This window comes from Geofilum rhodophaeum (assembly GCF_002210225.1).
Taxonomy (GTDB): Bacteria; Bacteroidota; Bacteroidia; order Bacteroidales; family Marinilabiliaceae; genus Geofilum; species Geofilum rhodophaeum.
Map to the genome: position 1 here is coordinate 14,747 of NZ_MWUJ01000019.1, position 15,141 is coordinate 29,887.

At 45.7% G+C, this 15,141-nt stretch carries 4 protein-coding genes; all 4 read right to left on the minus strand.

Annotation, left to right across the window (positions count from 1 at the left end):
- Positions 1–44: 44 nt before the first annotated feature.
- From B4W65_RS14295 to B4W65_RS14310, 4 genes are read right to left on the minus strand one after another with little or no spacing between them, the layout of a single operon-like run.
- Positions 45–8,213, minus strand: a complete 8,169-nt coding sequence (locus tag B4W65_RS14295) for a hypothetical protein (protein WP_088655854.1) — start codon at positions 8,211–8,213, stop codon at positions 45–47.
- A gap of 26 nt (positions 8,214–8,239) precedes the next feature.
- A complete protein-coding gene (locus B4W65_RS14300) occupies positions 8,240–9,496 on the minus strand; it encodes a fibrobacter succinogenes major paralogous domain-containing protein (protein ID WP_158522854.1) in 1,257 nt (418 codons plus the stop codon).
- A gap of 32 nt (positions 9,497–9,528) precedes the next feature.
- Complete coding sequence (locus tag B4W65_RS14305) at positions 9,529–14,040, minus strand: hypothetical protein (protein WP_146697798.1); 4,512 nt, start codon at positions 14,038–14,040, stop codon at positions 9,529–9,531.
- Positions 14,041–14,070: 30 nt separating this feature from the next.
- Entirely contained in the window at positions 14,071–14,967 is an 897-nt protein-coding gene (locus B4W65_RS14310; protein WP_088655857.1) for a hypothetical protein, read from the minus strand.
- Between the last annotated feature and the right edge of the window lie 174 nt (positions 14,968–15,141).

Consider the following 15,141-nt stretch of genomic DNA (forward strand, 5'->3'; position numbering starts at 1 on the left):
ACTAAAAAGACGAATATGAGCAGGGCTTGGCGCATTTCAGGATCTTATTCAATTACTATTTTAACTTGTCTTCTCTCCTTGCCGGCCGATAATACAACCACATAAACACCAGTATTCGCATTGGCCAACACAAACGATTCGGCATAAGTTTCCATCCCACTGCTCCTCCGCTCAGCCAACTTCTGGCCCATGCTAACGCCAAACACAGCCAAATGAATGTCTGCTGCCTCACGAAGCTCAACATCCACATTAAAACGACCATCATTGGGATTGGGCGATACACCAAAGCGCTTTATCAGCGGATCCTGATAGCCCAACAGCTCATCCTCCGGGTCGACATCGCCATCAACCATAATTTCGACCTGCTTCACCTTCCGTGAAAAACAGCCCCCCGAATAAGCATAAAGCGTCACATTATACATCCCCTCATCCAGCGTTTTCAGATGCAAAACATAGTCATCCACCTCTCCAGCCAGCTCCTTACTGAACGCGGCGTCGGGATACGCCCAACTCAGGCTGTCCAGAGGGAGGTTAGAAAGTTCGAATAGCATAAGGGTATCACCGAGCACAGCTTCAGAAGTCATCAAAAAATCAGCCTGTAAAGCATCGTTGCCGATGCTTACCGAAAGGGTGTCGTAGGCATAGCATCCCCGATCGTTGGTCACCCTAAGCGCATACTCACCTTCAGCAGCTACCATAAAATAGCGTTCTTCAGACAAAAGTTCCTCCCCCTTGGTCCAGCGATGGGCCATAAAATCACGGCCATCAATCACTATGGAGTTACCGGGACACATACTTAAGTCCTCACCCACATCAACCACCTCCTTGGGCGGCTCATTAATCTCGAAGCTTTCCTCAAACAAACAATTATTGGCGTCGGTAAACGACAAGGTATAAAGCCCCTTACTAAGATTCTCAGCAGCCGGGGTGTCGGCCCCGTTACTCCACAAAAAACGATAGTCGCCCACCCCTCCAAAAGGGCGAATCTCAATGCGACCGTCACTGTAACCAAAGCAATGCGCATCCCTCAATTCAACAAGGCTCAATCCCAGCGTATCGGGACTAGCCACATCAAAATACCTGGTTGTTTCACAACCATTGGAATCACGTACAGTCACCCAATGGCGTCCCGAAGAAAAACCATCAACACTATCCCCCTCCGCACTATTCGACCATTCAAAACCATAGGGAGCAAAAGGCTCGGCAGGAGTAACCCCGGTTACAGCAGCCTTACCATTACTGTCGCCAAAACAAAGCACAGGAGTAGTAACGACTTGCAAAATTTGAGGAAGTGTAGATGCATTAACGGTTTGCTCCAAACCCGTTGTACAATTGTTTTTGTCCCACACCCTCAAGCTGTAATGACCTCCCTGCTCCAAGCCATCTACTGAAGACCCGGAACTGAAAACAGTTCCCGAATTGTCGGTCCACTCATACCTATAGGGCGCAGAACCACCCTGCATAAGCACTTCAATGCTGCCATTATCGGTATCGCAGGTGGTATGCACAACATCGGCAACACCAAAAATCAGCTCATCGGGTTGCGGCACATACACCGAAAGCGTGTCGGCAGCCATACAATTATTGGCATCCGTAAAACGGTAAACGTACCGCCCTTCAGGCAGATTGTCGGCAAACAAAAACAAACCATCCTCAGTATCCGTACCAAGTACAGCGGTAGATGCCCTCCAGGCAGCCCCTTCCTCCAATAAAGCATAACGGTAAGGACCCGTTCCGCCATCCACATCAAAATAGACCTTTCCATCCCCTCCGCCATAACAATCAACGCTGTCTACCAATGCCACATTGGCCCGAAGCAAGTCCGGTTCAGTTATGTTTATATCCACACTGTCCACGATTCCTTTTTGATCCATCGTAAAGAACTTATGCTCTCCTACAGGCAAATCGGACCAACGGAACGATTTCAAAAACTCCGGCTCGCTGGCATGGCGGTAATGATAGTTACCCCAGCCACCCTGCGCCTCAACAGTCACCCATGCATCCGTATAGTTAAAGCAAGACTGATTGGCCGAATCAGTAATCACAAGCTCCAATTCAGACTGAGGCTCGTCAACTTCTACCTCCCGGTTAATTTCGTTATCGTAACGATCGCGCACACGGACCCTGTAAGTACCGGCGGCTAAACCCGAGATCCGGCCCTCATTACCCAGTACCCCATTAGGAACCGGTACCAAATCACCATCAAGTGTTTCCCATCCAAAAGTAAAATCAGGAGCACCACCCTGCACCGAAACCACCATACTGCCATCACCAGCTCCTACCTTCGAAACATGCGAAACATCCACCCTGCCAAACACAAAAGGCTCATAAGCGATCACTTCAAAATCAACCACCTCGCGCCCTGCAGGCCCATAAGCAACAACCGCATACGTTCCACCCCCTAAACCATTAATCGCAAGCACACCCTCATGTAGGCCATCGGCAGCACCATACAAACGAACAACAGAATCATCCGGAAAAAACACATGTGCAGAATCAAGGCCGGCCTGCTGTGCCAACAAACGCACGAAACCATTGCTGGCACCCAAACCCCTTTCATGTCCAATAGTGTCCACCACCATAAAGCCATCATTAAAGTCAGGAAGAAGCAAAGCAGCACTTTTTTCACAGCCATTTTCCTCACTAACCAGAACTCTATAATAACCCGAACCAACACCATTCAACTCGTCGCCTGCAGCATCCAAGGCAAGATCCGGTTCAAACAGGTTGGTCCAACGATACACATAGGGCGCAACCCCACCCTTAACCAAGGCACGCAAACTGCCGTCTTCAGCACCAGGTGAGGAAACAAAATGCACTGCAACAAGGGAGACATCCAACAGATTTTCACCATTCAGAGAGCCGGTAAAATCAGTCCGACAACCATTGGCATCGAGGGCGGTAAACCGGTAATCTCCAACCCCCAATTCAGGCGCAGTAAAAGCCTCCGAATCACTCCCGGCCAATGCCGTACCACCCTCATTAAACATCTGATAAGGACCAACACCACCAGAAACCTCAAACGTCAATGCGCCATTATCTTCACAGGTAGGCAACACCTCATCAATCAACCTGGCCTGCAGCAATCCTGGCTCATTAATGGTAACCCTAACACTGTCCACAGCACCAAGCGAATCCTCAACCATAACAAGATAAGTGCCCGCATATAAAGACTCGAAGGTAGGCACCTTGGACGCCCCTCCCTGGCCAAGCACCCGATAGGTGTATCCACCCCAACCACCAGAAGCCTCCACACTTAAACTACCAACCCCGGCATTACAAAGCGCATCGGTCACGACTCTTTGCTCCAGACGCAACGCATCTTCCCGCTCGTCAACCTTTATGGGCGACATACTTGCAAGGCAACCCTTAACATCCCGCACCTCCAGCGTGTAGGTCCCGCCTCTTAAACCCTCAAAGCCGGTAATCCGGCCCTCCCTTTCAGCCACAATATTAACTTCCTCTCCATCCTCCGCATTAAACTCCAACAAGCGGGCATGCATAAAGGCAGGATTGTTGCCCCCACTTACATGCACCATAATCTTTCCGGTCTCAGCACCCGTGTACACTACAGGGACAATCGTGTCCTCATGAATTTCTAGGCGTTCGGGTTGAAGCACCGTTCTCCTCATGTGGTCGGACAAACAGCCGTTTTTATCCTTCAAATACAAGCTGTAGCCGCCAGCCGCCAGTCCATCAAAACGAGCATTGGGCCATCTTAGGGTATCCATTCGGCTGCCATCATCAGCCGTCAAAAACAAGCTATCTAATACATCACTTCCCGAAACACCATCCAATTCAATAAACCCATTTGCATCAGCAAAACACTTAGCCGGTTCCACCTTTACCTGCCCTGCGGTAGGATTCTGGTAGCTGGGCAACTCAAAGCTTTCAGCAAGTTCACAACCGGCCACATCCTGAACCAATATTCTGTACGACCCCGCAGTTAAACCGGAAACCTCATAAGTACTGTCCGCTGCAAAAAACACTTCTTCACCGCTGTCTTCGTCCAGCTGCCCTCCAGAAGGATATTGCGCCACAATGGAATCATTATTGACCAATAACTGATATTTATAAAATTCGTTACCCCCATCAATGCGCAAAGACACAGAGCCGGTACCATCAGCACAAATCGGGACAATACTGTCCTTAGCAATCACCTCCAATACAGGCGGCTCCGTTATGTTAGCCGTTCCAATCTTTACTTCCGGACATTCATTCCCACTGTCCCGTAAAAACACCTCATACACTCCGGGCGACAAAGAACCAAAAGTATCAAAAGTATCCTTCCACACATCACTGTTCCCCAAACGCCACTGATAGCTGCCACTGCCGTTCTGCGCATTCATGATGGATATATGTCCGTCGTTCCTTCCGAAACAGCTGACGTCAAAATCTGAGAAATCGGCAGAGACTCTTTCCGGATAACTCAAGGCCTCATCAACAATGTGTGTATATTCTTTAAAAAAAACGACTTCGCTGTTATGAACATGAAATGTAGCTACTTCACTGGTCCTAACATACACCTTTGCATTTGAACCGGAAAAGGACCAGCTGTTTTGTTTGGAAAAAGTACTCCCATCAATGCTCAACAAATAACTCCCTGAGCCAAATCCTCCTGACAGCTCACTTAAGGCCAACGCATTACTTCCGTTGGGGCAAGCAGCCGGAGTTAGTTCCCTTCGGTAGTGAACTTCAGGCAAGGGAAGACTAAATTCAGCCAAATCTATCGCCCCCTTTACACACGAAAAAACGACCTTGTAGGCACCGTCATCTATGGACAGATTAGAAAACCCAAGTTCATTCTCCCTTAAATCAACCTCCCTCTGTTGAAAAAGGACTCCATCTTTATACAACAACACGCTCGCTTCGTCAGAAGCCAATTCGTTCACTTGAGTAAAAACACATGATAAGTTAACAGCAGCCTCACCCTCCTCTTTAATAGCGTTTAGTGTTACTTCGGCAGAAAACATAGGCGCCTGCACAGTAACCTGAGGCACGGGATATTCACAAGTCCGATTATAATCATCGGTATGAACGGCAATAATACCGTCATACACATCTGGTAGCACATCGGAAAAACTAAAGTTAGGAACAGAAACAGTTCTTAATTGAACCGGATAATCACCAGCCCAGGACACATTTCCACTCCGATGTGAAAAATCAAACTCCAAGGCTCCTGTACCACCAAAAGTCTCAGCATCATCAGCCTGACAGATAACCGAAAACAGGCGATTCTCAATCACGATAGATTCCTGATGAACAGTACATCCACCAACCTCAGCCTTAATCTCGTACTCGCCAGGATCCAGATTATCAAAGGCCCCCGACAAAGAAGTGGATCCAACTGCCAGGGTTTTCACTTCCCTGGTGGCAAGATTTGTTAAAATGAGCACTTTGTTATCGGTATTCGCAAATTCTGAGGTTAGCACCAACTCTATGCGCCCATTATAATCCGCCCCATCATAACAAGTTGCATCTTTCTTATGAGAGGAGGCCCCATCGGTCAATTCGATATTAATCAGTTTTCTTGCCGCAATTTCCCCCTTATCGTTTAACAAGTCCACCCAATTCTCACCATATCTGAGATCATCAATGGTAATCACATCTTCCGGAGTCCGAAAAGCTTGTTGCCCGTAAGAATATGGGGGATTGCCACCTCCAAAATACTTCAATTCAGCTTCACCATTTGCCGCACAACGATCTGTTGGAATTTTTGAAATCGAAACGTCAAGATTGGGCAATTCCGGAATCCGTACTTCAACATCAAAAGACACATCACAGCCATCCTGGTCGACTAAGATATAGGTTTCTTTAACATTGGGGGTTACCCCTAAAAGGCGATGCCCGTACTTATTTTGAATCCATCGCTTCCAAAAATCATTCTGAAAATCATTGCGCCAGGAGCGAAAGTAGCTAAGGTGGAAAAAGTCATTGTAATAATGATTCATGTCATAAATTTGGGAATAGACTATCCCTCCACTACGAAATAAGCACAGTTTGTTTTTTACATCCACTCCCACAATTTCTGCTATTTGGTAAGCACTATTAAGCGTAGTTGTATTGGTCCCATTAAAAACATACAGAATCGTGCCGTCCATGGAAGTATAAAAGCAGAATTTCCCATCAGAGGTCAACTTTATATTCTTTCCCGCATCTGCAATTTTTGTCTTGCTGACCTTTCCGTCTGAACTAATCTTTGTCCAGTAAAATGGGGCTGTGCTGGCAGTGTTCGAGGGATCACGTGTAATTAAAACATCTGCATTATAGTCCTCCACAAAAACATCAGCGATTATATTCACTTTAACAGATTTTTTAGCTCCATCAAATACATCGTAAACATTCCCATTGTCATCTACAGCAAAAACGTGACTATCCTTCGTGGTGCTGCTTCCATAGCCTCCAAAACCAGTTTTCCCTATAGGAAATGAGAAATTAATAGCATCGAAAGATTGGTCTGCCATATCTCCAAATACAAAAAACAATTTATTACTGGAAAGCAGTTTTATCTCTTTACTAATGGAAGGCAGAGAATAGGACCTTGGCGGCTCTGTATAGTCCCCCTTATATTCAGCTGGCCCTGATTTCTGAGCTCTCCATATCGCAAAACGCGATTCAAAATAGCGACCAAATGGACTAAGCCTGCTAACTGGCATGGTGCCATGATAGAACTGCCTGTTAAAATCCTCCATAAAAAGAAGATATACCTGGTACTTCTCCTCCACACTCAAATCCTCATAAGTTGAGGACGCCCCGTTGACAAGAAGCAAAGGCCCCCCTTCTCTATGTGTTCCCTTATAGATCTTATAGGGTTGACGAAGGTGTGCCAAATCCCAGGTGTCCTTAATATCAAGTATTGCATAAGGCTTATCCAAGCTCAGCAAATTGTAGCTGGAGCCATTCAGTGAAAAAGCTGCAGCTTGTTGACTCACCTCCACCGAATCCGGTCTGGCAGGCACAGTAAATTCCCGAGTGCAGTAGTTAACGCTATCATTGTCAAGGTCTTGTAATTGCAACAAATACACCAATTCCTCATCAATTGTAAAGGGACTCAAACCTCCCCCTTCAGGATGAGGTTTCAGCTTATATTGAGTTTCACCGGTCTCTAAAACCCGATCAAATTCCATGGTGCAAGTTCCAGTATTAAATGGATTATCAAGAGAACTCTCGCCCTGCCTTCTAACTTCGTACATCCACTTGAACTTACTGTTCTCCTCCTTCATGTACCAAGCATCCCGGGCATCAGAAAGACAAACAAAAACATTAACCATAGAACTTTCGCAAGCACTACGCGTAACTTCCCGAATATAAAACTGTGGACCGGGCGGATCAAACTGAACACCCGTAACCAGAGAGCTGTAACTCTCCTTGCCATTCATCAATATTTTGGACACCCTGAACATCAGGTTTTCTCCCAACCAATCCTTATACCTGGCCGAAGTCTTTCCTCCGGAAATTTGAGCATAGGCCAAATTAATCGTAGTATTGGGAAGAACATTGATATAGGGGATGGTCACCCATTGAGCTTTTGAAAGGTCATTACCAACCGCCACCTGCAGGCGGGGACTTCCATTTGAGTTTTGATAAAAGTCCCCAACAATCAACGTCAATTGATCTTGCTCCGGATGCAATCGAAGTCCCTTATCGTCCTCTCCATTTAAATAACTTAATGGAACAGGATCATCCACTATTACATCAAAAGACATGCTATAAAACTCATCCTTACCAAGCCAATTAAAGCTGTTGGAACAAGGGTCGCTTGCCTTGATTTCCTCTAAGACATTTAAGCCGACAACACCATCTATGCCATTAAAGAAAGTGCCATGACTACGCGTGTCGTTCTTAATTTCACTAACCCTCAGGTCATAATAAAGGGTTAAGTCTCTATTATCTGGCAAATGGACTTTAAACGAGTCCGAACTAAAATCAACTGCCCCTTTTAGCAAGTAATCAAAATACACCCCCTCGTTCAAGGCATCTTGAGTAAGCCCGTCCTTTTGCTCAATAAGGGATCCTGCCTCCTTTCCACCCCATAATTCAATTTTAAGACTCTCAAAAGCCGGTTTTCGACCCGTAAGACATTCGCTTCCGGAATGAAACCGCCCCTTTACCCCAATACAATACCTAAACCAGGCCTCCTCATCAAGAGCCCCTTGTGCAGATATTCCGGGTAAGCACAGTCCAAGCAGAAGCAGGGTAAAAGCAATTTTCATTTTCTTACGTTTTACGAAGCGTATCCTTATTCTTCAACATCCTTGACACAGCGAATACTATAATCACTCGTCCTAGTGGCAACCCTCCACCTTTCAATGGCATTGTCCTTGTAAGAAAACTCTCGAAACAATATGGTACCATATTCGTCATTCAATGGTTGCGTTAAGTAAACTGCAGTTTCCCCATACCCTACGAGTTGATTAGCGTTAGGGCCTCCATAAAATCCTACCGGATAAACATTAAACCCATAAAAATCCACTCCTGACTCAACCCCTTCATAAGCTTTCCAACCCTCCTCGCTCTTAAGGTACCGAGCAACCTGCTGTTCAGCCCCCCTATCCCTGTGGTATTCCATCAAATACAAATCCTCCTCGGACATTTGAATGTAACGCTCCAGTTCAATAAAATCCTCATCAGTAGGCACCCGAAAACCACAGGGGCAGGGGTTGCCCAATTCCATTAGTTCTCCAAACCTATATGCATCATAATACCGCTCTTTATTGCCCGATGGTGTAGTCACAGCAGTATGATATTTAGCTGGAATAGGCTCACGACTGTCACTGTATCTTGTAGCCTTTAGATTCTCGCGCATCCAAATTTGCTTACCAATCGTTACAATGTTGTAAACATTCTTATCAATGTCTTGTATGCTGACCGAAGGATCAAAAGCAACGTCCCAGGTAGAATCAGGCAAAGAAATGTGCCCCAGGGCATCTATCGCTTGATAGTGAATGTCGTACTCAACATAATTACTCAACCCATTGAGCACCAGGCTCTCAACCCCCTTCTCCACCCTGATGGGATTGGGTTCTTCGAGCAACTCGGGACTAAAAGTGAATTCCACATATCTCATTAAGGGACTATCCTCCCAGGTAATATTAAGAGTCATATTCCCAGTGCTGGTTTGAAGTTTCGTCACATTTGGCAGTGCAGTATAAAAACGCCTGACTTCTGAAACAAATTCTCTCCCACTGTCTAGCGTAGCTTTAACTTGCCAGTAATAAGTTCTACCGGATTCCAAGTCAATCAGATCACCAGATTGCTTCATTAGGTTATCAGGATCCGTACCCATCCATATATGATCAAAAAATATCTTCTTAACCTCATTACCGTCTTTCATCATTCTAGCTGTATACACAAACTTTTGCTTCAAGGTATCTTGAAGTAACTGATCCATTTTCGGAAAAATCAATTCAATCTCAATAATTGTTTCCGGATCTTTCTCACAACTCCATACCCCCATTAATAATAGAGGCAGGACTAACCATTTTAATGTTTTCATTCTATCCATTTTAATTACAACAATAATCCTGATTACTCTTTCACCAATATCTGCCGACTTACCGTTGACGTTTGAATTTCTTTTCCAGGCAAACGATAATTAAAACTAAGTGCATAGGTTCCATTCCCAAGGCTTGGAACATGGTTTACCTTCAAAAAATCCTCTATCGCGGCATTTGATTTGCCTTTGGCAATCAACATATTAGCCAATTGATTCTTTAAATCCACAAAATCACCATCAACATACTTAGCTGCATTAAAATTTATCGCGCCTATATTAACCACTGATGGTCTGCCCCCTGATCCTAAATATTCATCAGTTAAAGTGATATTATTTGAATACAGAGCCAAGAGAACCACTTTTTCCTGCACTGGAGGGTTTAAGGACTCCACTCCCAAATACTGTTTTAAAGCTTCATTTTCATAGATTAAATCCTTAACCTGGAAGTTATACCATTGAGTATTCCGATAATCAGGGACGATGCCGATAAGGTTCTGTTCCGATTGCGGCATATTGTGTTCAAAAAAATCGAACATCTCAGGGGTTTGGCCTGTCTCATTAAGATTAGATACCACCCTGTATACATAAGGATAAAGTTGCCATTTACCACCCTCGAAATTTTTCACATTCTTCATCTTCTCCACAAAAGTATCGTAGGAGCTGGTTCTGAAATGGAGGGCATAAATCTGATCCTCTTCCAACAAGTCCAGAGAGCCTTCGGCCTGCTTTTTCTCAACAAAAAGCGAATCGGAGTCGCCAAGTCCGGTGGTGGTAGTGGCAATATTGTCGTTGAGCCCCGAAACAGTCTCCGGCACGTTCAAAATGGCCATGCGATAGACCTCGTCATTTTTAAAGGAGAACCCGGCAGTAGAAAAATTGATTTCCAAACGAATGTCGCTCCCAGCACTACGCGTGCTGTAAGCGAAAGAAGTATTTTGAGCCTTCCCATCACTGTCGGTCAGCCTCAAGGTTTGGGTATAACCTTCGGGAATGTCGGCAGAAAACAGGTAAGCATAGTTCTCAGTCACCAGCAAATAGCCCTGGTCGTACTCCTGAGAATAGAAGTTGTACTGCCGATCAAGGGGGTAACTGTATTTTACGTGTTCAGGCAAAATATGATCGGGGCGATCTCCACTCGTAAAGGCCACTTCCTTTTCTTCAAATACCGGTTTCCCGTCGTAGCCCAGCACCTTGCTCCAGTTGCCTGTTACGCGTCGTTCAAAGCCCACTTTTGCTCGTACAACCAAGTCCCTCTGACTTTCTAAGGCCTCCTCCGGATCCAGCACCAACACCCGGCCTTCTTCAGTAAATTCCTGGGCCCCCAAAATCTCCTCTCCTGTCTCTTTGTAATAGCATTTGAACTCTTCGAGGGTAACCCTGTACCAGGCTTTTTTCCCTTCAGCCTCTTCCACTTCCATCTCCAAGCCCACAGGAATGTTAAACACTGCCTGCGGTGCCACAAAAACATTCACATCCTTCTCTCCGGTAGAAGGAGTCAACTGCGCGATAATTTCTTCGCCAAAAGGACTACCCCCCATCACTTTGCACTCATCTCCAATTTCAAAATCGAAGTTGCACCTACCAGAAATTAAACCGCCCATAACACTGAACCGCCCCCCTACGGCACCCGAAAAATAGAAGGGATTGGGACCGGCACCCTCCAGCAAGGTACTGGCTGACAAATCCAAAATGCTGAATTTCCGGGTCGATCCAAAGACAGTGGCCTCCATCCCTATATCGGCCTCTACATAGGCCCAGGCTTGGGCGCGTGCGTACCAACCATTAATCCCCAAAGGAGGTTCACTTCCGGCACAATAAGCACTGGCTCCATAATTCTTCAACAAAAATTCAGCGCCCATGCCCACCCCCATGCTGGCATAAAAAGGGGTCAACTTAGCTTTAAATCCGACTTGCAACGATTGCCCAAAAGCGATACCGCTGCCTTGGGCCATGTCGTAGGTCGAACGATTGTTCAACTTATCCTGCTTGGCCTGACTAAAGTTCTGTAACACCTTCTCGGGAGGACGCGGCAACTCCGGAATATTGTCGCCAATCATAAAATAACCATCAGTGCGTGCCAGGCCCAGAATCTCTACTCCCAGACGATCATTTGGCGTTCCCAGGTAGGCATGCCAGGAATCCTCCGCCATACGTATGGATGCCCAGCCCATTCGATTGTTCTCCCCAACCCCTTTAATAAATCCGGCATTCAAATAGGAGTTTAGGTCGGCACTAAACACCTTGTGTGCAGCATCGTACTCCATCAAAAGGGATGCTGTCAAAAACCCACTTTGGATGTTTTCAGGCACTTTCAAGTCGCTTTTGGCAGCCAATTCAATGGCCCCTCCGGTCTTTTCCAGCTTTTGTACGGCCCCATTAATGTTGTCGGCCAAATTCCCCCACTTATCCGGGGAGTCCATAAAGGTGGCATCACCTCTCAATTGCACAAAGTTGAGTCCCCCATGGTCATTAAACTGTATCTCAAAACCCACCTTAGCACTAAAGGCCGAAGGCACTCCAGCCATGCCAAACTTGGTAGAAGTCATAAAACCCATACCTACTTTCTTATCCGGGATATACCCAATCCCCGATAAGGACTTTCCAAAATCGCTGTCAATTTCTGGATTGTAGGTTTGTTGCATTCGGCGGTACAGCCCCCCTCCAAAACCATAAAAAGATATCGGTACCGGGGGTATAATAATCCCGGCAGCAGGGGAAGTCTCATAAAACACATCGGTCAAAAAATACCTGTAGTCGTCTTTCTTTCCAAAAACAGCAACGGCATCCAACTTAAACTTATCCAATAAAGTAAAAGTAACCTCCCCACGAAATCCACTGCCATACAACTCGTCTCCATTCTTAAATTCAACCGCCCCCAACACGCTGTAAGCATCGGAATTAAAATCAACAGAAATCTGATCTACACCAACTCTGTCGAACTTCCATTTTGCATAATCGCCATACAATTGAACGCCAGCTTCCCCGCCAAAAACATCGCTCAATTTTACTCCTCCTTTAAAACCCAAGCCGCCACCCTTTTCAGAAGTGAAGGGTGCTATCTCCTCCAAATAAAGTTCAAAACCGGCCAACTCAGGGGATCTCAAATCCCCTGTTAGCGCCACTGACCCTATTTCGAAATAGGGGGCGGCCCTGCTGATACGCATATTTTCAAAGGGAATGTCAGGAATCTTCAATTTTTTAGCCCCATCACCCTTACCCAAGGCAGCGTTTATCGACAACAAGCCACAAGCATTTATCGTAGGATAAATGCCGCCGTCCTCAACAACAATTTCTACATACGAGTTGCGGTTCAAATCTACCGAAGCACCCAAAACAGGCAAATCAAACGCCCCGGATATACCCACCTCAAATTCATAGCTGTTGGTACTGTGATTAAAACTGGCTTCATAGGGCAGGAGCGAATTTTTTCCGAAAGGGGGAATATTCATATCCCCCCAAAAAGAAAGGCCCGAGACCGCTCCTTTTAAAAGTTCCAACGAAAAGCCACTTAGTGAAAGGTCCCATTGCGTCTGGTCCAACAACTCACTGCTAAATATTTCACTATCGGTACTAACCTTTCCCGAAAAGCCATTCTGGTCCAAAATGACCTGCTCAAATCCAAGCATCAAACGATCTTGGATGGTGGGCCCCTGGCCCTCTGCAAGTTGCATATCCGGCTTCTTAAAAAAAGCGGGAAGCGTTACGCTTGCACTACTGATGGCTATCCCTTTCCATAAATTCCGAAGGGCCTCCTCCTCTTGCACGCCGTACCCATCAGGGAAACGTGCGGTAGTAGGAGTAAACACATCACTTTGATCCAGAGTTGCACCGTGTAAAGTAAAGACAAAACCGTCCAGTCCCGCAAAACCAAAGGACTGAGCAAAATCAAAGTCGACCGAAAAGTTATCAAAATCCTCAAAATAACCCTCGAAATCAGCTCTAAGCATGCCACCCGTGGGTTTCCCCAAAGCATCAACCGGCTTAATCTTTGCAGAATCGACCAATAGGACCATGTTTGCATAAAAAGACTCAACCCCTTCACACCCAAAATTCACCCGGGTTCCCTCATTAAAGACCAAAGCCAGCTCAGACCCCATTCTTCTGCTGACAGGGGTAATCAACTCCAGCATCCCTGTTGTTCCCAGACCCTTCTGCCCCTCCACATCTACATAACCTTCAAAAGCAACAGGCTGTCCATCGTCTTTAAACCGAAAAGCACAAGAGGCCAGCACCCGATTCCTATCGGTTTCTTTATTATAGGAGAGTTCCCGAATAATCAGCTCATACTCGCCTTTGCGAATGCCTACCGGCAACGTTACCACACCATCTTCAAACAAATCGGAAATTGCATCAATGTAAGCTCCGGTCTGCTGAACCGTTTCCATCGCTGCCAAAGCTGCAGCAACTTTTTCCTCATTAAGCAGCTCCTTTTGTTTTACCCGTGCCAACAAATTGTCATGTGTAGAAGATGCAAAGCTTACAGTCCCCCCAAAAATGTGCAGGGTTAAAACAAGCAGCCAGAAAAGATTAGAAAATAAGCGCATAACCGGGTTCAGGTTAACAATGTCATTCAATTAAAATCGTTCGTTATTCACCACATAATCGGGGTGTCGCTCAAACCAAATACGGGCGGCGGAGAGTGCTGCCTCGTAATCATTGGTAACCAAAGTCCCCAGAGCACTTACCCTCAACGGAAAGTCTTTTATCACAGGAGCCACCAACTCCAAAATTCGATAACCACAAAGCATCGCACCTTCGTTATCCGGATCAGCAGAAGAACAAAGGGGCTCATTGCTGTTAAGGTAAGTAACACATAAATCCACGATGGTTTTGTGACGGGTGTAAATCATTTCAGGAACCGCATATTCCACAAACTCGTTGCTGAGCGTCATTTGCTCAAAAGTCTGAAGGCAAAAAGCAACACTGTTTGAATTACCCATCCTGGCCAAAGCCAAATTCATGTACCAACGGTCCCTGGCCACAAGGTCGGACTGCAGCAAATACCGATTCATCAATTCCTTGCCGGCTTCCACATATCCGGCCAACATCAGCAAGTGCTGTCGGTGAGGCAAGCGCGGTTTTCTAATTAACGTTTCCAACAGATCATGAGCCGGAGGCGAAAAATCTGACTTATCAAAACCCTGCAACCAAATTATATTTTGCCCCACCACACTCCCATCTTCATCATTACAGCCCTGAAGCAAGGTCATAACAAAGGGGTCGCGTGCAGCTGAAGGCAGCTGAAGACCCTTGCGGTAAATCAAGTAATAAGCTTTTTGCCGAACCTGCGACAAAGAATCTTGCAAATAAGGAAGCATCTGAGGTAAAAGCGACTCGCTTTGAGCCAGGAGTTCTTGTTCTGTTTCAAAATCAGAATGGCCAGACAAGCGGAAGTCATCCATATAGGCATTCACCTGTCCGTTAACAGAAAGGCTCCAAAGAAAAAGGGCGATCAGGTATAAGTGTTTCATACGTTAAGGGAAAGGTGCATAACAGATACAAATATTAAGTATTATTTTAATTTTTCCAAACACCCTCATTAACAATAAAGTCAATTAAACAACAAAAGGCTGCAACAGCAACCTTTTGAATAACAGTTAGAAAATACAATTTAGATTCAATCCAACTTTAAGCATTTACGCGTC